We start from the raw sequence: 26338 nt of genomic DNA, 5'->3' as shown, positions 1-26338 counted from the left end.
GCAGCTATCATTCTGGTAATAGTAGCTGTGATTATCGTTTTCAGAATCGTTGTCCAATAGTGATTTTTTTTTGATCAAATGGTGTGATTGTAGTATTATTTTAAATCGTGTATTTCGGTTATGTTTCCCCTTAGGTTTGTTTTGTCATGGTGGATGAGAAAAATTATTTCTTGAAGATAGATTTTGCGAGACAGCGTATTATCGACTTGCCTGCAGGAGAGTTTAAGTATTATCTATATATTTTGTTAGAATCGATAAAATCCCAAAATGTCCCATCCAGGCACGAATTTTTAGCAGTACTGCTAAAATTGCTGGATACCTTGTATAAATTAAAAGAATTAAAAACTTCCAATTTTTTAGATAATCAATGCCCATCAAGCCAATTACTCAAAGAATTAATGCTTCACCTCTGTGAATTGCAACAAGTGGCCAAGACTCATCATTTCACTGCTCAAGTGATGGTTGTTTTACTGCATATTGGCGGTATTATTTCGGCTGTAGCTTTAAGCGTAGTCGGTGGATTGTTAGGAGGAATACTGGGTTTTGTTAACGGTTTATGTGAGTACAAACCAGTTATAGGTTTTCTTGTTGGAACATTTACCGGCACAGTTCTTGGTGGGCTTTTTGGTTTCAGGGCACCGAAAAAGCTATTTAAGAATGAGATACAGCGGCAAATAAAATTTGGTCTTGATGGTTTAGGTGAAAGCTTGGACAACATCAAGCAGGAATATTCCTCATCAATGTTTGGTCCAAATAAAATTAAACCATTTTCATTTTATCTTGGCCAAGTAGAAACTGAAATTAAGCAGCTTTTCAATGATGATAGCGAGTATGAGGAGTTTCTAAATCATAAGATCGATTATGAAATTAACTCCTTTCTGGCCAGTTTTATTGGAGAATCCTTGCTTCATGGGTGTGTAGGTCACCATGCGTATATAAAGATTAATATTAAAAATCGTGAGTATTTAATAGAATTTACCCCTCAGCCAACCGATACCAAAGAAGCTCCAGCTCAAAGCGAAACAAGAACAGTAAGTGGTAAAAAGATTGTAGAAATGTTGGCCTATCATAAAAAACTTCAGGAAACGAATCCACCGACAGCGTCTTTCATATTAACTAAAATGAAACCCGGTGATAATGACTGTTTCAGTTACGTCAATAAAATACTCATTGGAACAAATCAACAAGGCGCTACAATCAAGCGATTTGCCAATATGGGGCTCATTGGTTCTTTATTAGGAATGGGGATAGAGACTTTAAGTCCTTTTAAACCAGATTTTTTTCAAACTACAAGTTCAGTGAGAACTCATAAGGAAAAAATGCCTGGCCATTCGAATGATTTGTCAATGAATAGCCTGCTACCTCAATAACCAGCCCTCCAATATCGGATTGCAAAGATAATCTGTCTTTTTCATGTTATTGCCACTTTGTGCGCGTTTACTGCATATAAAGTCCGCTCCTCAAAACGTTTGTACCTTTCCCTAAAACAATAATCACGTTATGCAAGAGTTATAATATCTTGATGAAAGATATAAAAAAAACAAAATGAAAAGTAATTTTATACATTGCTGAATTTATGTCATATACTTTAAAGCGATAGCTCTTAAAAATAAGGTATATATCATGGACATGAAAAAATATATTTTATCTCTTTCTCTACTGACGGTGATTAACTCTTCAGCTATCGCTACGACTCAGGAAGGTGAGGAGGCCTATAACAAGGGGTATTACGAAAAAGCATTTATTTTGTTGTCTCCTGAAGCGGATAAAGGAGATGCCAAGGCTCAATATTTGCTGGGTAAGATGTATTATAATGCCCAAGGTGTAACTTATAATCCGGAAAAAACAGAGCAATTATTACTTGCCTCAGCGAATCAAGGCAATGTCGATGCCCAGGTATTGTTAGCCGGTTTCTATTGGTACCTTAATACACCAGAGGGCTATAAAAAGGCGTTCGAATGGTATCAGAAAGCAGCGGATCAAAATAATGCGGATGGTCAATATGGCTTGGGCTATATGTATGATACAGGAACTGGTGTACCTCAGAATTCCGATACAGCCATGGTATGGTATAAAAAAGCAGCAGAGCAAGGCAACTCTAATGCGGCTTTGGCTATTGGTTATAATTATGATACCGGTACAGGGGTGAAAAAGGATAAGACTCAAGCTCTCAACTGGTATGCAAAAGCAGCTGACTTAGGTAATGCCAGCGCACAATATAATCTTGGTTTGATGTATGAGCAAGGGGATGGTGTTCCTAAAGATTATCAGAAAGCAGCAGAGTATTTCGAGAAAGCAGCGAATCAAGGTCATGCCAAATCGCAATTGGAGTTAGGTTATTTATATGATTCTGGAAAATTAGGTAAATCGGATCTGCAAAAGGCTGCTTTTTGGTATCAAAAAAGCGCAGATCTGGGGAATGCCAATGCGCAATTTAATTTAGCTGATATGTATTTTTACGGTGATGGGGTCGGTAAAAGCCTTGAGCAATCCGTATACTGGATGCAAAAAGCAGCTGAGCAAGGGTATGGTAAGGCTCAAAATCAATTAGGTATCTATTACAGAGACGGTATTGGTGTTGCTGCTGATCCTGTAAAAGCTTATGCTTGGTTTACAGCAGCCAAGAATAATGGCTTTGAAAAAGCGGCGAGCAATGCCAGTGATCTTGAGAAATCTATGAACCCAGAGGATCTGAGTAAGGCGAGAATTTTAGGACAACAATATACGGATAATTACAAGGCCAAAAAATAAATGCCTGTTACCTGTTTTCAAGAGCTAGGGATACTGCATTTGTGGGCTATGGGAGTGTGCGAGAGAATTCTCGCATACACTCGGGTTCGGCAGCCCAAAAATAGAAAAATATAAAATTAATTTCACCAGAATAAAGAGACCTCTTTGAATTTAAGAATGTATCTTCCAATCTTTTACTTGTTTTTGTTAGTATACCTCCAGGTTTAAATAAAACAACCTCAAAGGTTGGCAAATGAATTGTCTATTATTTTCAAGGAAATCACAGGATGACGGAGCGCAAGAAAACGACAGTCAAGAATAAAAAAGCACCTGTCAAAAAAAGTCAGCTGACTGTTTCTTTATTGATTTTTATTGATTTGATTTCTATATTGCTCAGTTTGATGCCTGGCGTGGCTGCATTTAGCTTAACCGGTTTGTTTTTGTATTATGGGTTTTCAAAAACCTGGCTTGTTTTAATTTGCTCACCGTTTGTATTACTTTTTTCTTTTATTCTTATCATTGCACTTATCAGGATAAGCCTTCCAAAACTTAAGCCAGGTCGCTATAAACGAGAGTTAAATAAGACCATGATCGCCTGGTTTTGTCATTTTGCACTCTCTCGTGCAGCGAAAATTGTTGGTTTGATTCATTTATTACAATCCTTTAATGTTATTAAATATTTGTATTGGCGTGCATTGGGAATTAAAGTGTCATTTCGCGTTATGAACTCATTTGATATCGATTTTGTGGATTGCCCTCTCATTTCGATTGGAAAGGATGTTACCCTTGCCAGTCAAGTCTCTATCAGTTGTCATTCTGATGTAGGAAATTATCTTTTTTTATCGCCTGTGGTGATAGAGGATAATGTTTTTGTTGGAATGACGACTAAAATTGGCCCAGGAACAACAATTAAAAAAGGGGCCTGGATAGGTTATGGGAATGCTTTTGTTAACCAGGTTATTGAGGAAAATGCAAAAATTGGCAATGTTAGACCTGTTCCTGAATAGAATGAAATGTTTTATCTTAAGTTTGGATTAATAAAAATCAGAATTTAGTGCATTGTTTTCCCGGTTAACTTAATGAATCCAGATTACTGCAATCAGGCTTTGAAGCCGCTGATTATTTCTTTGATTAAACGGATGTTCCAGAATGAAAAAAATTGTTTACGTCTTGTTATTTATTTCTTCGCTGACTCATGCCAATTGTGTGATCTATTTTAACGAACAGCCGCTTAATAAAAGGTTATCTGATCCTTTGTATTCTCTGTTGTCCAATACTGAAATTTGCCCGCAATCGATTCAGGAGTTAAGAAATTCCATGAGATTGAGAGGATTAAAAGAAGTCATAGGGATGGTCGCTAATAGAGGAAGAAATAATCCTGTTGAAGGCAGTTTCAGTTTTTTTGAATCAGTGTATGGTCGATTAGCAACTAACCAATTGATTGCAAAGGGGGAGTTATTTCTGGGGTACTTTACTCGTTTAAAAGATGGCCTAATTATTTTGGATCAAAAACCCAGGAAAGGTAAATTATTGATTGAAGCAATCAGCTGGGATGCTAAAAAGGCGCTTTATAATTTTTATGAATTGCGAGGAATAGAACATGGAGGCGTACGTTGGTTTTATCGAGGAAATTCGAAGGATGCTTATAAAGATAACACCTGGTTATATAGAATAAGTCCAGAGGGCGAAAACCATTTTGGCAGTCGTATGCGATGTTCAGCTTGCCACAACTCCGGCGGGCCGATCCTTAAGGAACAGTCTCTTCCTCATAATGATTGGTGGACTAATCAACGTCCGCTTATTTTGCTCCCCAATAAGCCCGATGGCGATGTGAGCCAATTATTGGAACAAATCAGTGATGCCAGTGTATTTGCAAATGACGTGATAACAGGAATGCGACATTTGAGCGATAGTAAAAAAATGAATGCATTTCAAGGGAAACTGTCATTGCAGGAGCAGTTACGGCCTTTATTTTGTACTACCGAAATAAATCTTCAGTCCAGCACTGACTCATCAGAAACCGTTGTATCCATTCCATCAGCGTTTTGGCTTAATCCACTATTAGGCGACATTCATTTAACCATTTCAATGGAAGATTATAATCAACTATTGAAAGAGTTTGGAACTCGTTTCCCAGAAACGTCTTTGCAAGACGCTGATCATGCCTGGCTTACACCTGTCAAGGGGGAGGCTGATCTCAACGCGATTAAGCAACTTATCCAACACAATATAATTAGCAAAAAATTTGCACAATCAGTGCTGATGATCGATTTTACCAATCCTTTGTTTTCATCAAAAAGATGTGAGTTATTAAAATTAATACCGGAATCCTATCAAACAAACAGCAAAGAATGGGTTGAACAATTTCTGATTAATTTAAGAAACAGTGAGGAGCAATTTAAAGGCGCTCGTCAGCTAGCTGATTATATGAGTAAAGAGCAATTGGATTCAAAAGAGCTAATGAAAAAAATCAAAATTTATGAATACTTTCTTAATCAGTCTATATCAACCAGATCAGGATTAAGGAAACATTTTCAGCATTTAATCGAGCTGCGAAAAGCGGTCTTTCGTAGTGAACTGTCACAAAACCCCTTAGGGCAAATTTTAGAACCAGGGTTTCGGGTGATTTTCCCTGAAAGTCAGCAGTAGACAAGAAGAGGTCTATTATTGGCTCTGTGCATGACAAAAAACTGCCATGCGCTGAGTATTATTTTCTACGAAAGAGTTGAGGTGATGAAATTGATTGCATTTCCTCCACCAATTGTGAATTCAACAGGAATATAGGGCAGATTACACAGAAACAGGGTGACAATGAAAAATATTGCTGTACCTATATTTCCCATATAAATCCATTGCTTTTCCTGGTTTTCATTCAAAAATGCTGTAATGGCATAAGTGAAACTGAATAGTACGGCAACCAATAAGTAAATGAAAGCATTTGTATCTAGTGAGAAGTCAGAAAGGATCTTATAAGTCATCATTAAAGCCAGAAGGAACAGAATGACTCGATAGACTCTTAAAGATAATTTTAACCAGGAAGGATAGTCTGATTTAATAGTTCCATCCTGAAAATAGGCATTGAAAAATATGATACCTGCTGTAGTCAGTGGAATTAGTACTATTAACGGGTTAATGTGTTCCTGACTGCTCGAAAAAGAATGAAATGTATATAATATAAAATAGAGGATACTTATTGCTGCCAAGAGGGGAAACAGGTAATACATTATTCTAAGTAATAAAAATCGCATGTTATGAATGATATTGAGATTTTGTTGACCAACACCCAAACCCATAAAAAATAAGGTTGTATTACTGATTAATTTAAAATCACGATTATAAAAATACAAATCCCATAAATAATTATTTCCAACGGTTTTAAATACAAAAGATCCCAATACAATAAGTAAATTGGCCAATGAGGAAAAGACTAGGGCAATAAACAAAAGAGGAATTGTATTCCATACTCCAGCAAATAAACTGCTGTAACTTACCCGCCAGGTGTTGTCATGATGATAAGCGTAATGGAAACAATGAGCGACGTAGATAAAAAATGGAAAGCCAACAAAAAAAGTAAAAAAATGGAAATAGTCTTTCATTGAGTAGTCCATTTTCAACGGAAACAATGGTATTGATAGAAAGAAAGCGAGTAGGAAGCTGGTTCCAATCAGACGCGAAAAATTGACATTGTTATAAGTAAGGGCAAATAAAACACCAAAGATAGTGACAACACTGTATATAAATGCAGTCGTATTGTTATAGCGTATCAGTATGTCCACTACTACCCCTAGAAGTAATCCAATCAGGGTAAAAATATAAAGGTGTCTTTGAGCAGCCATCCTGTCTTTCTCCACAAGGGGGTTATATTCATGATTTAGGGTTTAGTAGAATGCCCTAATCGTTATCTAAAAATAATTCTAACTCAGTTACTTAATTGATCTAAATCGTTTATTAAAAATATTTTTTCGTTCCAAGTCTGAGCATGTGACAGATCTAATTTCAATCATTAAGAAACTCACAAAGTAGTCTTTGAAAATGATGAGTGCCCTGTTCTTTTGTTGGGGAGAAACGCCCTATATCATAATAGCGAGATTTTATCCCCCTTTGCACAGACTCCACCACTCTTTCATCTTCTTGTTCAACCTGGTCAAGTGCTCCACCAGCGCCTTTCCCAAATTTTGATTCATCAAGAACAAAAGATAAAAAGGAAACCTGAGTTAACTCAGGACTAAGTGGTTTGACTACATTCACAGAACAACCCCAGGGATAAAAATTAAGCATCGTATTGGGGAATATCCAAAAGTAATAGGCAGCAACTTGTTTGCCATAATCTTGCGCCCCTTTGGGTAAATCAAAGCTGACTTCATCAGGGCTTGCCAAAGCCAATTGCAGATTACAGTAGCGGAAGAGCTCTGTGGTGTAGGTGTTGCAATCGATTACTTTTCTTAGCGAGGGATGTACAAAAGGGATATGTAACGCTTCAAGGTAATTTTCACAGTATAAGGCCCAATGCGATTTAACTACATAATCTTTGCATTTTTCTTTATCCAGGCGCATTTTTTCCATAGGGAGCCAAAACAACCTTTCTTTAATTTCTGCAAAAACTTCATGAAATGGGACAACTGGTGAGAGCGAAGCAAAGAGAAAAGGCTCAAGAATACCCGTTGAAATTTGACTTAGGTTATCATTGTTTGATGGGAAATCTTTTGTGAGTTCAAATTCAGGCATATGAAGTAATTCGCCACAAAAATTAAACCGACGGCCATGATAAGAGCATTTGATTTTATGCGCCACGCAAGGCTCTTCAATGAGAATTTTACCTCGATGGGTACATACATTACTCAAACAACGAATTGTACCCAATTCATCTTTTGCAAACAGTAAGGGTTCTTCAAGATATCCAGGCAGCAAGGTAAAAGGAATTAATTGCCTATTAGTTGTTAATTCTTCGGTACTGATACAAAACTGCCAGGTTTTACTAAATATCTTTTCTTTTGTAATTTCAAACCATTCCGTTGATGTATAAAATTCAGAAGAGATTGTGGAAGCTTTTGTAATATCAGGATCTATATAGAGATTCTTCATGAACATTTCCTTACCGTAAAGAGAAAAACCTGCAAAAAGAGAATAAAAATTTTAACCATTTCTTTCGGTGAAGCGATGGTTAAAGTCTGATAAAAGGTAGTGCAAACCTTTGCGCCCTGTCAACTTGTTTATTTATTAACAAAATGATTGATTAATTGCATAAATGATGTAAAAATAAACACAACTTGGGTTTTAAGGAACTATTGAATGCGATATAGACGGTTTTTATGTTTATTGAATGGCATGTTATTATCCAGTAATGTTGCAGCGTTTTCACCCTCTGCCCCTATATTCAGCCCTTATGTTGATTTAACGATTAATACTCATTGGGACTCGCAATCACAGGATATGGAGCCAATGGATTTGATTTCTCCGGCAAAAAAACTGGGGATTAAAGCTTATCATTTGGCTTTTATTACAGACAGTGGTCAATGCCAACCTGCCTGGGGAGCCCAGCAAAATTACAGTGTGGCAAAGGGATGGGGTAAAAAACAGTTCGATACTCTATCAAGAGAGGGGGTGAAACTCACCGTTTCATTTGGCGGAGCGAGTGGTACTGATATTTCCTATCATTGTGATAAAAATCAATTAATTAATACGTTTAGTCAAGTGGCTAATCAATATCATGCGAATGTTCTGGATTTTGATATAGAAAATGGAACAGCCAATATTCCTAATTTGTTGCAGGCTTTGAAATTATTCCAAAAGGAGCATCCGGATGTTTTGTTAAGTTTTACCCTTCCTGTGATGCCTGAGGGTTTAACTTCTGTTGGAAAAGAGATAATCACCTCAGCGGCTACTTTAGGCCTTCATTTTAATGTGAACATAATGGCTATGGATTATGGGCCGGCTTATAGTGGAGATATGGGGGATTATGCGATATCCGCAGCAACGAATCTCCATCAATTTCTCCAGGAAATTTATCCGGATAAAAAACCGGAGGCTTTATGGCAGATGATTGAAGTAACGCCAATGATAGGTGTGAATGATGTGAATACAGAGCAATTTACCTTATCTAATGCAGCTCAATTAAAACAATTTGCACAGAAAAACCTGCTGGGGGGATTGTCAATGTGGTCTTTCAATCGGGATAAACCTTGTGCTGACAAATGGGCAAGTCCTGTATGTAGCGGTAATAATTTGCAGAGTCATGATTATGAATTTGTGAAATATTTTCAGTAATGGAATTAATTCAGGATTTCCTGGTTCTGATGAAGAAGAAATGGTTTGAATGAATTATCTATGTTATTTTTTTGTCAAGATAAACCTGGTTTTGATGAATTAGGTGATATAATTTTCACTATGATAAATTCTACGAAATTCATTACTTAATATTTAGATAATAATAGATGCATATACTGGAGTTAAGATTTAGCGGGTATTTCTCCATTTATTGTTTGGAAGAGTGCTAACTGGCAATTAGGGTTAATTATGAAGAGTAAAGAAGAACGATTTAATGAATGGCGCCAAGAAAAGGCGAAATCAGAACAGGCATATATTAAAACTGTTCCATTAGTGGAAGAATACATTAAATCATTTGATACCTTGGCTGAGCTCAGAAATGATGTGGCTAATCCTAATTCTGAAAAAATTAAAAAAATGGACGCCCATAAAAGGCGCACTCTGGGTGTTTTACTCTATGCCAAATTAAAACTGGATGAAGTGATAGAAAAAATTTCGGATTCTGATAGCCAGGAAAAGGATTTATTAATTGAGTTAAATAATACTCTGAGCAAAGCGTATGATAATCCCAAATCGGACGCCAAAAACAGAGTAAAAATTTTAATAGAAACGACAGAACACTTATTGAATATCGAACATCACTCTTATCCACAATTGGCTAAAGAATTATGCGCAGATCTATATGCTCTATTATGTATTGCGAAGAGATCGCTTAAGAAAAATGAAATACTGGCAAGCTGGTTCATCGATGTTCATGAAATTAATAAAAAACTGGAAGAATTATTAGCAAAAACAGAAGAAAAAGTCGAAAGTTTGGACAAAATCCTGTCAGAAAAACTCAATGAATCACTTGAGACTTCCCCAAAAGACAGAACGATACAAGAACATTTTAATGAGCGTTTCACCGAAATTTTAAGTGGGGACGAGAAACAAAGAACAAAACTGGATAAGTTAAAAATGAGCCTTAAGGAAGTAGCTGAGGGACTATCAGGTATTGTGGAGTTAAGAAAAGAGAAGGCTACGATTGGTGAAAAAATTAAAAAAATTGAAGCTTTACTGAAAACAGTAGAAGAAAACGATAAAAAAGTTACAGGAAGACAATATTTTTTAGACTTACTAGCCAGCCATAAAGACCATTTTAATACTCTAATGAGTACTGAGGGTGGGGAGTTAAAAAAACAGTTAGCAGGGAAAATAGAACAACTCAAGAACCCGGATTTTTATCAAACTGTTTCTTCGACCCTTTTATGGGGCGCAAGCTGGGCTACTTCTTTGGGTACAGTCATTTATCGCCAGATAACTCCTCAAGCAGTTCAGGATAGAGTTAGCGCTTATGCTCCTGCAACACTGGATAGTGAAGCAAAAGCTCTTTTGCAGGAATTGGCAAGACAACAGTTAATTGAGTTAAAAAAACAACAAAGTCTCAAAAGGGATGAGTTGGTTCAGAGATATAGCCAACTATCAAGCGGTAGCCCTGAGTTGGAAAAATTGATAATCAACGCCACTTCAGACCATCTTGAGCAAATTGCTGCAGCAACAACAGAAACAAGCAAAGTTCTTGATGGATATGATCAAATTGAGATTAAACTCAAAGATAATGTAGAAAAACTTAAGGGAAATCAGTTAACTCGAAAGCAATTATCTGATTTTATTGAAAAAAATGACACCTGGATAGTAAAATTATCCAACTGGCTTGCAGAAAATATCCATGAGATATTTAAGTCTGATACGGCTCGCATGATTGATAAGGCTAGAAAAGCACAACAAAAGCTGGGAGAATTTGAAAGACAATATCAAACGGAAATTGAAAGTGAAAAAGCAAAAATTGAAAATAATGATTCATTGTCCTCAGAGATGAAAGTTTTTTTAAAAAATCAGTTTGAAGAAACAAAAAAAACAGGTGGAATGGAGCAGAAACCACAGAAAAATCTCAGCAAGGAAACTCTTCAGAAATTATTTGTTAGCCTGTTGCCTGAACATGAAGAGATCTCATCTGGGGTAATATTCAGTCCGTTTAATTAATCAGGGATTAGAGCGATGATATGAGTCAATCGGTTGATCAAAGTCAAGTCATTGATCGATTAAATCGGTATCTCAAATGGCATAATATGCCAGTTAGCATGAATGAAGAAGGAATTTGCAATGGCTTGGTTACCGTGTACGCAAAATACGTACTCGATGGTAAAGAAAAGCGCTTTTTTGAATTGCTTGATCAGATAGTCAGAATGGAGGCAGACTCAGCAATAGAGTCTGAGATAAATCAGTTTGTCTATGATGTCGTTCTCACTTTATTCCCGCATCAATTTAATAAAAAACTAAGTCAGGCTAATTCCATGTGTGCCTTGACAGTAAACAATAAACCCTTGGTTTCTTCTTTTGATTTTGCAATTGCAACTCAAGATAAAAATTGGGAGGAAATCTTTAAAAATCTTGCTCTGCAAGAGGATGAGATTGCTCGTGTTAGCGGAACAGCGCATGCTGTAGCCGTCAGGAGAAAAAATAATAAATACATTGTATACGATCCTAATTACTCGTCTGGTACTAAGGAGTTCTCCAATGAACACGAATTGATTTCCGAGTTACATTACAATGTATTCGGGTATCATAATGGATTTTATATTAAGGGTGGTCTTTTGGGGATGATGGTTAGTGTCATCCGCTATCCCGACAATAAGAAGCCAAGAGCTTTTCCTCAAGTGACTCAGCTTTATGATCGTTATTTAACCAAAAACAATATTAATGACGTAGCTGTTTCATTTCATGGTGGAACATTTAATACTTTAGAGCATGCTGCAATGGTTAGTCATGCAGAAGTAATAAAAAATTTGCTTGAGAAAGGAGCAAAAGATAATGATCATCAGGCTGCTGGAAATGCTGTTATGTACAACAATGTAGAAGCATTAAAAGCTTTACTGGGAAAAAATAGAGAGACAGAACTCTTTCAAAGGCTATTTCACGCGGCTTTGGAGAGCGGGAGAGAAGAAGTTTATGATGCCTTGTTTTCCATGAAAGGTGCCTTGCCATTTAATTCGTCTGTTCAAGCCATTCGAGCTGCAGCAAAAGGGGGTAATTCTGTTCTCTTGGCCAAGGTAATGAATTATTTTAAAAGAAATCATACTGGATTTTCAGATCTTGAAGACGCCATTTTTTCTGCAATTACCAGTGGAAGTGTCCAATGTGTCAAATTACTTGTTAACCAATTAAATGAAAGTAAAAAACCTTTAGATGATAAAAAAAGGATGGAGTATTTGCTTGAGTCAATAAAGCAAAATCAATCTTATATGGTGGCTTATTTTCTTAAAGATATCCCACCGGAACATTTAAAAACAATCTATATGAGTGTCTCTGCTGTTGAGAGAACAAATCTGCATATTTTACGTCAGTTACAGAATTATGGAGTTCCATTTTCAGATATGTCAAAGGCTGTTTTTGAACAAAAAGAGCACCATTTTGTAGGTTTAAAACGGATACTAGGTATTTTTCTGTGTAAATTCACTGATTTTCTTAAAGAACTCTTATTCAATGATCGCGGAATACATTGCCATCGAGCAGAAGAGAGTGGAGTAAAAAAATCATTTTTTGCCTTCCCTAAAAAACTGGTTGGAGTTGAACAATTACAAATCCCCAAACTTTATTGAGGCACGGTACTAATGACAAACAGTAGTCATCAGTTTATATTAATGAAATAAGATGGCCTAAAAGGAGCTTGATTCATTGTGAATATCTTATTGGCAGGAGGCTCTGGATTAATAGGACAAGAGTTAGTTCGTGGAATGGGAGAGGAGCACCATTATACTGTGCTGGGGCGTGATAAGGACGCAATACAAAAGATTTTTACAACAAAAGCATCCTCTTTGTCCTGGGATGAATTAAATACCCAGGATGCCAGTCGGTTTGACGCTGTAATTAATTTATGTGGCGTCAATATTGCCATTTCACGATGGACACCAAAAATAAAAGAAGAAATAATCAGTTCGAGAGTGCAAACAACAGAAAATTTGCTTCATTGGATTTTGCAGCAGAATGCCAAACCTCGCTTTTATTGCGCCAATGCAGTTGGGATTTATGGTTTACAGGAAAATGGTGACGCAACTGATTTGACTGAAGACACAGCAATTAATTGGGAACACCCAAAGGATTACCTAAGTGAAGTGGGAATTCGTTGGCAGCAAGCCTTACAAAAGGCAGAGGAGGCGGGCCTTCCTGTGACTTCCACACGCTTTGGCGTTGTTCTAAAAAAGGGGAAGGGGTTTTTAGGGAAGCTCTATCCCAGTTTTATTTGCGGATTAGGAAGTACTATTGGGGATGGTCGCCAATATCTTTCCTGGATAGACAGTGAGGATTTGGTCAATGCCTATCGGTTTTTGTTAAATCATCCTGAAATTACCGGGCCTGTGAATGTGACCTCACCAAATCCATGCATGCAAAGAGAATTTGCTAAAGCTTTTGCCAAGTCTCTGCATAGGCCACTATTATTGTGGACTCCTGCTTTTATAATTCATCTTTTATTTGGTGAAATGGGTGATTGTTTAATCAATCACGGGCAAAAGGTAAAACCCAAACGACTTTTGGAAGCTGGTTTTGAGTTTAAATGGCCTGACATTGAAAAGGCATTAAAGCACCAGTATTCTGCTATATAGTAACAGCATTTTTAAGAGGATTTCATGATTTGGAGGGATATTTAAAATACCCTGTAAGTTACTGAATACTTGACAGGGTATTTAAAGGGGCACTAATTAACGAGCGCTCTTAAAGTATTGTTTTAATTTCATTGGAGAAATTTGAGAGCCATCTTTGATAGCAGCGGCGATTAAATTAGGAGTGCCTGTGTCATAACTGCAAATGATGTCTTCGTCTTGTTGATGAGGAACTCCAGGAGCATTCATCATGCTTAACACTTCATTTGATGCTTCCAAAGCGCCTTCCTCGGAATCTGCTTCAATTGGAGCAATGAAAAAGCCCCATACAGAAGAGGTGCTGTAATCACTTATATTATAAGCCAGATAGTAATTCATGCCAATTTCTTCAGCCATAGGCAAACCTTCCGCCTTGATTACATTGATATCTGGGCAAGCACCTTGTTGAGAAGCAAAAGCAGAACCGGCGAGAATTAAAGCGCCAAAAAAAGTCGCTAATTTAGATTGAAACATCATGTTTTTTACTCCTGAGTTATTTTTAATTCCGCGCAAAGAGTATCATTTGCCTAGAAGATTTACAATAATGTTGTAATTTGAGATTGGAGGGTAAACGGAAAACAAACTGGCCTTATTCTCGGAGGTATGATCATTGATTACTAATGCTATCGTCCAGAACCAGCAATCAACACAGTAAGGTAAATCGCTAATCGTTTTTGAAATCAATAATAACTATTTCATGGCCAAAACAGTTCGCGCCATCATTACTAAAATTAAAATTTGAAATAATAACCATTAACACGACATATTATGCGAGTTGGAATCTTGAGGTAGCAATTGTTTCTCAATGACCTGCAACAGCAGAGTAAGTTCTCTTTTATACATGGTTCTGTCATATCCACCTTCCAAGCCCCAATAGATGGTGTCAATGCAGTCTTTGTTCTCGTTATACAAAGTGAATATGGATTCATAGAAGTAGCTTAGATCACCGTCATTAAAGCGAAATTGATGAGCGGCAGTTTTCCCCAGCATCCGGCCTTTAACAAATTTACCGCAATACGCTGTTTCATCTTCATGAGAATCCCATCCGGTCGGGAGGTATAAAGCAATTTTTTGCCCTTTTACTTTCGCCTCTCTAATCGATGCTTTGAATTGCTCTAAAGCAAAAAGAAGCGCAGGGTGCACACCTACTGATTTTCTGGACGTTAAGCTGAGATCCACCGCATAATAACTTAAATCATTGTGGTGCCATACATGGATGTTTTTCCCTACATCTACTCCCTCAGAATTGAATTCGTTATTAATGTAGGAAAAATCTTGTTGGGGATATACTCTTGAATCAAACACATCAATGTGACAAATCGATAGATGGGAAAATGAGTGTCTTAAAATGTCACATAGGCCATTGTCGCGATTGACGTCGGTTCCTATAATGACAAATCTAGGTGGTTGAACAGAACTCAATTCAGCCTGTTTTATCAGCATGGCTGTTTTATTGATAAGGCAAAAACCGCTTCCCATTTGGGTATAGGCATGATGGCTTGGTAAACCAAAAGAAAAATGGGTTTTTGCCGGATTGAACAGAGTTGTTGCACAATCCTTGATTAAAATTTCAAAGGTTTTTGGGGTAACGACCAGATCGGCATTTAGTTGTTTAAAGCCAAAATGTTTCGCTTGAATACAATATTTAATGAGTTGATAAAGATAATCTTCTGAATGAACAGCTCGTAATGCTCGTAAAATAATATCCTCCTGCGGCAGCAGATGAAAAAGCGCATGGGCTTTGGGTGTATCTCCTTCATCTATCGCTGTGAATAATTCTAGCCAATAGTCTGGTAGCCTGGTTTCCCGAGTTGTAATAATTGGTAAATTTCCATATTTTTTTATCAGTGCTGACATGTGCTTTATACGTAAGTATTGATCTTCTTCACCGCCTGCTGGCATGCGGTGCATTTGCTCATTGTCTATTTCAGATGGGATTTGAATGGCACATTCTTCAGCGTATGGAGTGGCAGAACTTTTGTTTTTCCCCGTTTTTGCTTTTTTAAAAAATCCTTTATCCTTGGCCATATCCATTCCTAAATAGCTTGGTTAATTTATTATATTTTAGAATAGGCGAGTGAGAGATATTAATCCAGAGATTTGTTAAGCTCATGACTATCAAGACAAGAGGCGCTACTTTATTTATAATGCAAATAGAGTTTATGGACAGAATTTCATTTTGTTCTGACTCGACAATTCCTCCGTTATCCAATTAAGTCGAGGGTCTATGGTACAACATGATATAATCAAACTGCCTCCAAAACCTTATGGTGCTCATCTAATCACTAATGAAGTGATGCAAAAAATTACGTTGAGGGGTACCGGATTATTACATTTATTTATTCAGCATACCTCTGCGGCACTTGCCTTAAATGAAAATGCTTCCCCTGATGTATTGATTGATCTAAACCATTTCTTTACTCAACTTGTTCCTGAACATCAGCATTATCGTCATGATATAGAGGGGCCAGATGATATGCCCGCCCATATTAAATCAATTTTGTGTGGCTCATCTTTAACTATTCCATTTCAGGAAAACAAGTTGCTATTGGGTGTTTGGCAAGGCATTTATTTAATGGAATTCAGAAAACAAGCAGGAGCAAGAACAATTGTTGCCAGTCAATTGATTTAGGATCATAGGGCATAACTCTACTCACCATTGAATTAATCTGAGCAATGCATGTATCTTTCTGTGTTTCATTCACAGGATAAATACCTCCTGTTCTTAACTATACTTTATATTATTTTGAAACCAGGACAGCCTCATGACGAATGATCATTACGTATCTAAAAAAAAGATGTTTGCTGTGGTTTTTTGTGTTTTTGCGCCTAATGAGGTTTTATTAGCTAATGATACTGCTGTAGGTGGGGAGGGATCTTTACCCATTCCTGTTTCTCAGCCGCATATAAAAATGGTCAGTGAGTTAATCAGGATCAGCGGAAAGAATTTAAATGAGCCTCAGATGAATGGTTCCTGGCATTATAATTGTAATTTCACTTTTAAAAATACATTAAATAAAGAAGTCACCATTTCAATGGCTTTTCCCTTTCCTATAAACGATGGGAATTCAGAAATTGCCCTGCCAGCAGGACAGCAGACTAATGTTGGTCAAGCATTGGTTTATGATTTTCTGGTTACAGTCAATGATAAGCAAGTTTCAGCACAGCGCGGTAATATAGCCCCGGATCAGAATAAAGGTCTTTACTATGAGGATGCCTATTTTTGGAAAACCACCTTTCCACCCTTGGCAACAGTCAATATTCATCATGATTATTCGACGGGAGCCACTTATGATGTGATGGGGTATCATTGGGTTCGTTATGTTTTAAAAACAGGTGCTCTTTGGCAGGATAGCAGTATCGGACATACTCGACTTGAAGTCATTCCCAATACACCAACGCGTTTATGCTCTGAGATAGATCAAAAGGCAGACTACCTCAATCCTACCCCATCAGGGATGAGCATTTCAGGCTCACGAGCGGATAGAAAATACATCTGGGATTTACGGCATTTTCAACCCCAAGCAGATTTGTCACTTTGCTTATTTACGGGGATTAGTTATGTTCGCTATAAGGTGATTTATCCTTGGTTAAATTCAGATGATGCATTAAGCAAATTGGCCAGATTGAGTAATAAAGAATTACGATTCTTACGAAATACTATTTATGCGCAATATGGGCGTCAATTTCAGTCTCCTGATTTACAAGAATATTTTAGCAAGAAATGGTGGTATGTACCAAATCCTGACTATTCTGACCGTATGCTCAATGAAGAAGATAAGAAATTATTGTCAATGATTAATCAGGCAAAATAAGCTCAATCGCTGATAGGCTCTTTATAATAAATCCCATATGAGGCCTCTAAATTAATAAAAGCTGATTTTGACAGGTGACTATTACCACGCCGGTCTATTTTTGTTTTATGCCAATTCTTGTGTTTGTTGCAGGATCGCGTGAGAAAGCATTTTTGCAATTTTATTGAGATGCATTCTTACTATAATGTCCTACTAATTCAGCCGTATCTATGATATCTCCTTTCATAGCATTCACCACATCCTGAGCAGTGGCTTCTGGGCCAAGACTAAGGTAAGTGTCTAAAGCATAGAGTGTAAAATAGTAACGGTGTGTACCTGAAGGCGGGCAGGGACCACTGTAACCAGTGGTATTCCAGCTATTTAACCCACTGGTTGCGCCAGCAGGAGTTGTTGTCCCTTCTGTGAGCTGTTTCACTTGAGCAGGGATATTAAACAATACCCAATGTATCCAATTACCTGTAGGAGCATCAGGATCATGCACTATTAACACATAAGATTGGGTTCCCAGATTGGGATCATGCCATATTAGTGGGGGAGAATAATTTAAATTGCTGCATGTGAATTTTTGAGGAATTGCTGCATTCGATGCAAATGCCGGACTTTCCAATGTTAATCCTGCAGAAAAACACGGTGTAACAAGTAATGCAGAGCTGACTAATGTCAAGACAAGATTTTTAAATATGGCCATCACTTTCCCTGCTTCTATTGTTTCCTTACCTGAAATTATTGAGAGTCTAGTCTTTTATAGACTCCCTTAAATTATAGATTACGATTGATACACTTGTGATTTGTTTTTCATCAGGATTTTTACCAAAAGCACCAATTTTTTTGTTTAAAAACGTTTAATTCGGTCATTTATTTTATCTAAACTCCCTCATTAAAAGCATTTTTCCTCAACATTGGTTTTTTTTGTAAGTCCCATTCATATGAGAAATGCCTTGTGCTGTTGTTTATAAAATTTTCTAAACCTATAATGAAACTCCAGTATTTTTAAAGGAATAATTTCAATGAAAGCAATAGGTTACTACCACTCTTTACCCATTACAGATAATAAAGCATTGATGGACCTGGATGTTTCTGTGCCCAAAGCAACTGGCCACGATATTTTAGTTGAAATCAAAGCTGTTGCAGTGAATCCCGTAGATACCAAGGTGCGTCGTAATGTTCAACCAGAACCTCATCAGCCCAAAATATTAGGCTGGGATGCTTCCGGGGTAGTTACTGAAATTGGATCGGAGGTGACTATGTTTAAACCAGGTGATGAAGTGTGGTATGCCGGTGATTTAACCAGACCAGGGTCTAATTGTGAATTTCACCTTGTTGACGAACGCATCGCAGCCAAAAAACCAAAATCGTTAAGTTTTCAAGAGGCTGCTGCATTACCTTTAACCAGTTTAACAGCTTGGGAGCTTTTATTTGATAGATTGCAATTATCAGCAGAAGATAAAGGTATTCTATTAATTACTGGAGCGGCTGGGGGGGTTGGTTCTATTTTGGTACAACTGGCAAGGCAACTTACCCAGTTAACTATCATCGGAACAGGAGCCCGCCCTGAATCAATTCAGTGGATCCTGGATAATGGGGCTCACCATGTCATTGATCACACTAAAGACATGAAGGCTCAATTGCAGAATTTACATTATTCTGAAGTGGATTATGTGATCAGTTTGACCCATACCGATCAACATGCCAAATCGCTAGTTGAGGTCCTGAAACCTCAAGGAAAATTTGCTTTGATAGATGACCCTCAGAATTTGGATATTAAATTATTTAAACTAAAAAGCATTTCTATTCACTGGGAAATGATGTACACCCGCTCTATGTTTAAAACAGCAGATATGATAAAGCAACATGATATTTTAACAGAGGTTGCCAGATTGGTGGATGCCGGTAAAATCAAGACAACTATTGCCGAATGTCTGGGATTGATCAATGCTGACAATTTGAGAAGAGCACATGCTTTATTGGAAAGTGGCACTTCCAGAGGCAAGATCGTTTTGAATGGATTCAAGTCAATTTAGTTATTCTCGAAACAGCGACGATGCCTGGAATGAAACAGATAGAGTCACTTGATTTTTAAATGATTCTCTAAATAGCCTACGTGCCTCAGCTTGTCTGAGGCATCCGGAAAGTGCTTGGTTGGTATCGCTGACAAGCAGCAGTACCCGGAGGATCACTCATTTAGTTTATCTAAACTCCTCATTAAAAACATTTTTTGCCTTGACCTTGGAGTTTTACGCAAATCTATTTGTGTTAAAAAAATATCTTTTAATTAAAAATTGGACATGATGTTTTGTCGTGTTCTATATTAATTAATACAGGGAATAAAAAATATAAGATCAATTCAATCACAAGGAAAAACTATGATTATTTATCTGCTATGGTTATTAGCAGTAACATCATTTAATTTTTCAACTTCTACGATTCCAGTGTCAAAAGCCGAGCCTCAAGGGAATCTTTTATACAGTGAAATACCGTCAATCAAGATGCCTTTGAATGAAATAAAAACATTGTTACAAAAAGAGGGTAATTCTCTTCAACCTGCCGTTATTGATAAAGTGATAACGACCATACAATGCGCTAATGCTTATCAAGTGGATAGAAATAATATATTGACTATTATTGATTATTCCATGCCTTCTAATCAAAAACGGTTATGGGTGTTTGATTTGGATAAGAAAGAATTATTATTTCATACTTATGTATCTCATGGGATAAAGTCAGGCACTCTTTTAACAGATAAATTTTCAAATAAATTTGATAGTAAGGCCAGCAGTATTGGTGTTTATAAAACAGAACAAGTCTATTATGGTCGAGAAGGATTGTCTTTACGATTAGTGGGGTTGGATACCAAATTTAATGATAATGCCTTTAATCGGTATATTGTTATGCATGGCGGATGGTATATGGATGAACAATTCATCAAAAGATATGGTCGGCCTGGCCGTAGTTGGGGTTGTCCTGCGTTACCTTTGCCAATTAAAAAACAAATTATTGATACTATAAAAGATAATTCTTTACTGGTTGTTTATTATCCTAGCGATGAGTGGTTTAATAAGTCGAAATTTTTAAATTGCAGTAAACAGAAATCTGATCAAGTCGCTATTAACAAGCTTTCTGAGACCCAAGCTCCTGTTGACGATGAAATACGGGAAGATATTTTGTTTGTTGACCTCAATAAAAATAACAGCCGTGAAGAGCATGAACCTATCATTACTATGTCAGCAGATGCTTATGAGCGTATTTTTCATTCTCAACCTCCTTTGTCCCGCATGTTAAGACGCCAAATTAACAATGCAGAATACATTGCTTTGAGTAAGGAAGAATTTAGCAAGCTGGTTCTTCAGGGGAATAGGGAGGGTTTGGGAGAAATTCATTTTGTAATACCTGTCATTATTATGGAACATGGGTATTATGAAACTCAAATGCAAATCGTCAATATGGGTAAAATTAAGGAAGTTCAACCCAATTCTGATACGTCTCGTATTACACAGGAACCTGCTAAAAGCTATAGAATAGATTTTGAATCAAAACCAGCCCTCAATTTAAAAACAACAAATCGCTTTATTCGGTGGCTAGGGCTATAATTTCAATTTGTTACCCTGTTTAATGACAGGGTTGATTTTATTCACAGCTAGCTGTGTGTAATATGCACAGCGTAAGGCCCTTGGTAAAAATCCTCACCTTTTCCAAATAAGTTATCCAGATCAAACACATTGGGCATAGAGTCATGGCCATGAACATAATTAATGCCATAGGGTTTGTTATTGGGGTGAGCGTGGCGATCGAGGATAGAATAATCACGATTCCACAATATTTGCTTAATTGGGCTTGGCGTGTTGATCTGATTGTGTGCTTCGTTAAGCTCCTTGTAATGTCTAGTGAACGTGTTAGAGAGTATCCATTGTTTTATTTTGGAGTTCATTGCGTCAAGACTTTTGGTTAATTCATGCAAGTTAGAGTCTTTAAAAGGAACTTGCAGATCATTGGCTAATGCTGAGATTATTCCTAAATCGATTGGCGCATGAGTATAAATAGTAAGTTCATTTTTATCTTTATTATGCGTATAACTGGGAAGTACTATATGCTTTAAGTAATGATATTGAATCATTTCCAAAATGTCCTGTTTATCAATTAATCCCCGATCAATCAGTCTTCCCATATTTAGCATGGATTGCACTGTGGATTCGTTTTCACCTTCACCGTAAGGATTATAGTTAAAAGATTGCTCAGGTCTTTCATAGGCTGTTAAAAAAAAGTTGCCATGATTGGATAGAATCACCTCAAAAGGGACATTGGCCTGGTCGAGCTTTTTATAAATAACCAAAGTGTAATAGTCATTCATGCCACGATCACATAGATCATCTCCCAGAAAACGTATCTTGTGTTGGGTATTGATTTCAGCGGAATTGACTATAATTTGGAAAAAAGACAAATCTTTTGTTGTCAGTTCGTTAGGATTTTTCTGGTAGATAGTTACAAATAGCTTATAGTCCTCTTTGTCGATTTTAATCACATCATTGCGAATTAAAAAATAGAGCAATTTCAATGCATTTCCATGCAAATCTCCAATAGTGATTTCTACGCCAGGCGGATAACTATTGATTTCCTTGGGATACTGTTTCAGGTTTGCTTGTTTGACGTACAATTCGTTGTATGGTTTTTCCTGTTCGGCAAATGATTGAGAAAAAAAACAATGAATAATAAAAATGATGAAAAGTGCCATGCGGTTCATGAATGCTACATCCTGTAAAAATTTTTTATTGTTCTGTGTCGATGACCGTAATCTGGTAAGCTAGGTATACCTTGGTTTGTTCATGAAAGCAATGGTAGACCACTTGCCTCGACCTTGGGGTTTTTCGTAAGTCCTGCCAGGGTAAAGTGAAAACGTTTTGAGGGGCGGAGTTTCTGCACCACACAAACGTTTGCAACACTACAATAAAATGAAAGAAACAGCTTATTTAAGAGACTATAAGAGAGAAATAAGCAAAAGACAGGGCCAGAGTATAGAGTATCATTAACAATAAACGCCATGTGAATTTAAGCGATATGGTTAGCCAGATAAAAATTAAATGGGCTATTAATAAACCATAAATTATTGTCCTATTGATTGTCATGCTGCTTTCAGGGGCAAAAATATAATGGCTTGCAGGAAAAGCATTCATCCCTACCACTACGGTCGCCATAATGATAATCAAATACAATAAATAAAGTACAGCTGCATAGGCAAGCACCCAAAGCTCCATTGATTTTTTTTTATCACATTGGATTAAAATCAAAAGAATAACTACTGAAATGACTGCAATGATATTGAATTTAATATAGGGTGAGGCTAGTATCGGAAACAACGTGATATTTGCCAAAGGCCAAAACCATTCAATGAAAATTATTATCAGGAGCAGTGGGAGAAATAACAGTCCTGTCACTGGCAGTGAATTTTCTTTTTTCTTAATCCCAAGCGGGTCAAGAAGCTTGTGAATGTTGTGAGCCGAGTTCACTATGTTCCAGAGCCATGGTGTTACAAAAAGCAAAAAAAATGCAACAAAAAGAAAGAGTAAATTGATAGGGCTTGATAAAAATGAGAAAAAGGAATCTTGCATTATTAATTCATCAACGAATGCTGCCTTAGGTTAAGTATAGCTAATGAATGTTATAATGGCAGCTTCAATTCAGATTTTGCAGATGGTTCTTTTTATCGTATTCTATTTGCACAACGAATAACACTTCCCTATAATGCGCTTCACGCGATGAATCTAACGTCTTGAACAGTTAATACAAGTTTAATTAATTCCGCAAATGCCTTCACGGAGATAGAATGGTTTTTTCATCTTTAATATTTCTTTTTTTATTTCTTCCGTGCCTTAACCTGACTTATCTAGTCTGTTTTAAAAGTATCAAGTGGCAAAATTTTGTTTTAATGCTCTTTAGCTTGTCCTTTTATTATTGGGGTGAGAAAGATCATATCTTTATTATGCTGGCGTGCATTTTGATAAATTATCTATGTGGTCTATTGATTGAGGACAGCAAAAAACCAGGACAACGAAAAATCTATTTGATCACCTCTGTGAGCGCATCACTGGCTATGCTCATGTATTTTAAGTACTTTAATTTTTTTCTTGATTCACTGAACAGTGTCTTTGACTTAAATGTCATGGGAATCAGTAAAATTGTGCTGCCTCTTGGAATAAGTTTTTATACTTTTCATGCTTTAAGCTATGTGGTTGATGTGTATTGGAAAAAAGTACCAGCAGAACGTAATTTTGTTACTTTCGTTTGTTATGTATCCTTTTTCCCGCAATTGGTGGCAGGACCAATCGTTCGCTATGCAGATATAAGACATTCTTTCTATCAGAGATATATAACTCGTGCAGGGGTACGTAATGGAATTCTGCGTTTTTGTTTCGGCTTGGCAAAAAAGGTTCTTATCGCCAATGAAGTGGCAAAGCTTGCTGATTATGTATTTTATTTGCCTGCCAATGAGTTGACTTTTTGGGTGGCCTGGCTCGGAGCTATAGCCTATGCTCTGCAAATCTACTTTGATTTTTCCGGCTATTCTGATATGGCAATAGGCCTTGGTTTGATGTTTGGGTTTAAATACAAGGAAAATTTTAATTTTCCCTATAATGCCTTATCGATACAGGAGTTCTGGCGGAAGTGGCATATCTCCTTATCAAGCTGGTTTCGAGATTATTTATATATACCGCTCGGAGGGAGTTATAAGTCAAGATTTCGAACGCAGATTAACTTGATCATTGTATTCGGTTTGTGCGGTTTATGGCATGGCGCTAATTATACCTTTATTGTTTGGGGGTTATTTCATGGGTTTTTCCTTATTCTGGAAAGAACCCACTTTGGTTATTTTATGAAAAAATTACCTAAAATTATTCGCCATGGCTATGTTCTCTCTGTTGTGACAGTCGGATGGGTATTTTTCAGGGAAGATAATATTCAGTCGGCACTGGTATTCCTTAAAACGATGTTTATTCCTGCTGAGTTCAATCTTGATTCCATAGCAGCATGTATTAATATTATTCTTATTTTTGCTTTTATTGTGGGCATTATACTTGCGTTAGGGTTTAACAGCAGAGTAAGGGATAGTCTCATCTTAAGTAGAAATAAAAACTGGATTATCGCATACAAGCAATCCAGCAAGGTTTTGGGAATACTGCTTTTACTGGTTTCAATATTATTATTAAGCACTAATTCTTATAACCCTTTCCTCTATTTTAGGTTTTGATGATGCGTATTTTTTCCAGGTTTTCTGACAGGCTGGTCATCTTTGCTTTTCTGGTAATCATTTTTGTACCAGGGATTGGTATGTTTTTTGAAAAACAAGCGGATGAAGTGAGATCTCTGTTAAACAGAGAACCTCATCAACTCCCTCCCATTAATATAAAAAAAATAGGTCGTACTGATTTCAAGGGCATAGAAAATTGGTTTGTTGATCATACCTTGTTCATGACTTCGTTGAGTAAATTCTGGAGTCATGTCGTATATCAGTTGGGAACCAGCATCAAACCTGGGCAAGCCATTTTGGGGAAAGAGGATTGGCTGTTTTTGGGCAATGATTACGCGGCATCCATCGATCAGTACACAGGGAGAAATAAGCCTACCGAGGAAGAAGTTCTCTTGAAATTATCTGTTTTAAAACAGATGAATCATCTGGCTAAACAAAATGACATTCCTTTTCTGGTGGTCATTGCCCCAGATAAACATGAGATTTATCCGGAATATTTACCGGCTAACGTTCATAAAAGCTCCAATAAGAACAGGCTTGACCTTTTACAAGAGGGAATGCTTGCTCGAGGTATTGATTTTATCAATTTGAGACAAAAGGAAATGGAAGCCAAAAATACTCTTGGCAAACAGTATGGAGATCTTTATTTAAAGGGGGATAGTCACTGGAATTATGTTGGTGCTTATGTTGCTTACCAGGCAATATCAGATTACATGCGGCAAAAAGGGTTACAGAGCAGACAATTACAATTTAATTTCATACCCAGAGAAACCACCTACTCTGATCTTACCAATTTTCTGCAGTTGACGCATATCAAATCCAATAATCCTCTTCCCGATGTTTCAAATTTAAAAATCGATTTGTTTGGCAGAGACATTGATGGAAAAGAGATTAAATTGGATGATTTTCAGGGCAATCCAAATGGTGTAATCCTCATTGCGCCTTACGAGAATATTAATAAAGCTGTACAAAACAAACAAACCTGTTTATTAATAGGAGACAGCTTTTCGGAGTCTCTCAGTTTTTATTTTCATAATGATTTTTATAATACAGTACGTATTCACTCCGGGAATACCTCCTGGAATTTGTCTGATTTAATTCAAAAATACCATCCTGATTTGATTGTGTATGAAAAAGTCGAGCGTGATTTGCTCTATCCACTCGTCAATTTTCAAACTACAGCAAATCAAGTGAATCTTGAACTCCCTAAACAGGTTTTAACCGCCAGGGGAGGAGTCGATAAATTCAAGATTGGCCCAGATACAATCTCAGTCAATGGCTGGGCTTATATTCCCGATTTAGATGCTGGAAATGGGGAAGTGTTTTTAAAGTTGTCGATGGGAACTCATACTTATTTATACAGTATGAATAAAATGCAAAAACAAAGTGTTAATCTGGCTTTCAAACAGGATGGTAAGCATCTTGATTTGTCAGGATTTAATGGAACTATCTCGCGTAAGGATTTGCCTTCTGGCCTATATAAAGTATCACTCATTGTCGTAAACGACGAGGTGATGGGCGAAACGGAGCTTCCAGGCACTTATACTTTGAGTTAGATGGGATTTTTATAATCGAGCTGGAAGCAAATTGGCTACCGGGCAAAAAGAAATTTTAAT

The 26338-nt window shown here is 36.9% G+C and carries 21 protein-coding genes; 14 read left to right on the top strand and 7 right to left on the bottom strand.

Going from position 1 to position 26338, the window contains the following annotated elements; genetic code table 11:
• Positions 1 to 146 precede the first annotated feature (146 nt).
• The 4 genes from LPG_RS11170 (at position 147) to LPG_RS11155 (ending at position 5379) form a co-directional block, all read left to right on the top strand.
• Positions 147 to 1370: a lpg2223 family Dot/Icm T4SS effector gene (locus LPG_RS11170; protein ID WP_010947932.1), complete on the top strand. Its 1224-nt coding sequence runs from the start codon at positions 147 to 149 to the stop codon at positions 1368 to 1370.
• Positions 1371 to 1623: 253 nt separating this feature from the next.
• Entirely contained in the window at positions 1624 to 2751 is a 1128-nt protein-coding gene (gene lpnE, locus LPG_RS11165; RefSeq protein ID WP_010947931.1) for a Dot/Icm type IV secretion system effector LpnE, read from the top strand.
• A 266-nt stretch (positions 2752 to 3017) separates the two neighbouring features.
• Complete coding sequence (locus LPG_RS11160) at positions 3018 to 3737, top strand: hypothetical protein (RefSeq protein ID WP_010947930.1); 720 nt, start codon at positions 3018 to 3020, stop codon at positions 3735 to 3737.
• A gap of 142 nt (positions 3738 to 3879) precedes the next feature.
• Positions 3880 to 5379 carry a hypothetical protein gene (locus LPG_RS11155; protein WP_010947929.1) on the top strand — a complete coding sequence of 500 codons (1500 nt, stop codon included), beginning with the start codon at positions 3880 to 3882 and terminating at the stop codon, positions 5377 to 5379.
• 65 nt (positions 5380 to 5444) lie between these two features.
• Here the strand turns inward: LPG_RS11155 and LPG_RS11150 are convergent, their stop codons facing one another.
• Positions 5445 to 6566, bottom strand: coding sequence for a hypothetical protein (locus tag LPG_RS11150; RefSeq protein ID WP_015444176.1), 1122 nt, complete (start codon positions 6564 to 6566; stop codon positions 5445 to 5447).
• 160 nt (positions 6567 to 6726) lie between these two features.
• Positions 6727 to 7812 (bottom strand): SRPBCC family protein, encoded by a 1086-nt coding sequence (locus tag LPG_RS11145; protein ID WP_015444177.1) that lies wholly within the window; start codon positions 7810 to 7812, stop codon positions 6727 to 6729.
• A gap of 207 nt (positions 7813 to 8019) precedes the next feature.
• Here LPG_RS11145 and LPG_RS11140 point away from each other — a divergent pair, with 207 nt between their 5' ends.
• The 4 genes from LPG_RS11140 to LPG_RS11125 all read left to right on the top strand — a co-directional run bounded on the left by LPG_RS11140 (position 8020) and on the right by LPG_RS11125 (position 13634).
• Positions 8020 to 8994 (top strand): chitinase, encoded by a 975-nt coding sequence (locus LPG_RS11140; protein ID WP_010947926.1) that lies wholly within the window; start codon positions 8020 to 8022, stop codon positions 8992 to 8994.
• Between the two features lie 249 nt (positions 8995 to 9243).
• Positions 9244 to 11016, top strand: a complete 1773-nt coding sequence (gene lem20 / locus LPG_RS11135) for a Dot/Icm T4SS effector Lem20 (protein WP_010947925.1) — start codon at positions 9244 to 9246, stop codon at positions 11014 to 11016.
• A 20-nt stretch (positions 11017 to 11036) separates the two neighbouring features.
• A complete protein-coding gene (gene legA2 / locus LPG_RS11130; RefSeq protein WP_010947924.1) occupies positions 11037 to 12632 on the top strand; it encodes a Dot/Icm type IV secretion system effector LegA2 in 1596 nt (531 codons plus the stop codon).
• Positions 12633 to 12710: 78 nt separating this feature from the next.
• On the top strand, positions 12711 to 13634 hold the full coding sequence (locus LPG_RS11125; RefSeq protein WP_010947923.1) for a TIGR01777 family oxidoreductase: 924 nt from the start codon (positions 12711 to 12713) through the stop codon (positions 13632 to 13634).
• Between the two features lie 96 nt (positions 13635 to 13730).
• Here LPG_RS11125 and LPG_RS11120 read toward each other — a convergent pair whose 3' ends face one another.
• Positions 13731 to 14147, bottom strand: a complete 417-nt coding sequence (locus LPG_RS11120) for a DUF4949 domain-containing protein (RefSeq protein ID WP_011216117.1) — start codon at positions 14145 to 14147, stop codon at positions 13731 to 13733.
• Between the two features lie 276 nt (positions 14148 to 14423).
• Positions 14424 to 15698, bottom strand: a complete 1275-nt coding sequence (locus tag LPG_RS11115; RefSeq protein ID WP_015444178.1) for an acetylpolyamine amidohydrolase — start codon at positions 15696 to 15698, stop codon at positions 14424 to 14426.
• Positions 15699 to 15897: 199 nt separating this feature from the next.
• Here LPG_RS11115 and LPG_RS11110 point away from each other — a divergent pair, with 199 nt between their 5' ends.
• Together LPG_RS11110 and LPG_RS11105 are read left to right on the top strand one after the other, a co-directional pair.
• Complete coding sequence (locus LPG_RS11110; RefSeq protein ID WP_010947920.1) at positions 15898 to 16302, top strand: secondary thiamine-phosphate synthase enzyme YjbQ; 405 nt, start codon at positions 15898 to 15900, stop codon at positions 16300 to 16302.
• A gap of 133 nt (positions 16303 to 16435) precedes the next feature.
• Entirely contained in the window at positions 16436 to 17485 is a 1050-nt protein-coding gene (locus LPG_RS11105) for a YARHG domain-containing protein (protein WP_010947919.1), read from the top strand.
• Between the two features lie 160 nt (positions 17486 to 17645).
• Here the strand turns inward: LPG_RS11105 and LPG_RS11100 are convergent, their stop codons facing one another.
• The gene (locus LPG_RS11100; RefSeq protein WP_015444179.1) at positions 17646 to 18173 is read right to left on the bottom strand and encodes a YbhB/YbcL family Raf kinase inhibitor-like protein; all 528 of its coding nucleotides are present in this window, start codon (positions 18171 to 18173) and stop codon (positions 17646 to 17648) included.
• Positions 18174 to 18492: 319 nt separating this feature from the next.
• On the opposite strand from LPG_RS11100, the gene LPG_RS11095 reads away from it, so the two are divergent.
• Positions 18493 to 19506, top strand: a complete 1014-nt coding sequence (locus tag LPG_RS11095; RefSeq protein WP_010947917.1) for a zinc-binding alcohol dehydrogenase family protein — start codon at positions 18493 to 18495, stop codon at positions 19504 to 19506.
• A 342-nt stretch (positions 19507 to 19848) separates the two neighbouring features.
• Complete coding sequence (locus LPG_RS11090; protein ID WP_010947916.1) at positions 19849 to 21072, top strand: murein L,D-transpeptidase catalytic domain family protein; 1224 nt, start codon at positions 19849 to 19851, stop codon at positions 21070 to 21072.
• 47 nt (positions 21073 to 21119) lie between these two features.
• Here LPG_RS11090 and wipC read toward each other — a convergent pair whose 3' ends face one another.
• Positions 21120 to 22220: a Dot/Icm T4SS effector WipC gene (wipC, locus tag LPG_RS11085; protein ID WP_010947915.1), complete on the bottom strand. Its 1101-nt coding sequence runs from the start codon at positions 22218 to 22220 to the stop codon at positions 21120 to 21122.
• Positions 22221 to 22446: 226 nt separating this feature from the next.
• Complete coding sequence (locus LPG_RS11080; protein ID WP_010947914.1) at positions 22447 to 23085, bottom strand: hypothetical protein; 639 nt, start codon at positions 23083 to 23085, stop codon at positions 22447 to 22449.
• A 386-nt stretch (positions 23086 to 23471) separates the two neighbouring features.
• Between LPG_RS11080 and LPG_RS11075 the strand changes: the two genes are divergently transcribed.
• Entirely contained in the window at positions 23472 to 24722 is a 1251-nt protein-coding gene (locus LPG_RS11075; protein WP_223804319.1) for an MBOAT family O-acyltransferase, read from the top strand.
• Between the two features lie 2 nt (positions 24723 to 24724).
• On the top strand, positions 24725 to 26278 hold the full coding sequence (locus LPG_RS11070; RefSeq protein ID WP_015444181.1) for an alginate O-acetyltransferase AlgX-related protein: 1554 nt from the start codon (positions 24725 to 24727) through the stop codon (positions 26276 to 26278).
• Positions 26279 to 26338 lie beyond the last annotated feature (60 nt).

The organism is Legionella pneumophila subsp. pneumophila str. Philadelphia 1, from assembly GCF_000008485.1.
Classification (GTDB): Bacteria; Pseudomonadota; Gammaproteobacteria; order Legionellales; family Legionellaceae; genus Legionella; species Legionella pneumophila.
Note: the sequence above shows the minus strand (reverse complement) of the source record. Positions and strands in the feature narration are given on the sequence as shown.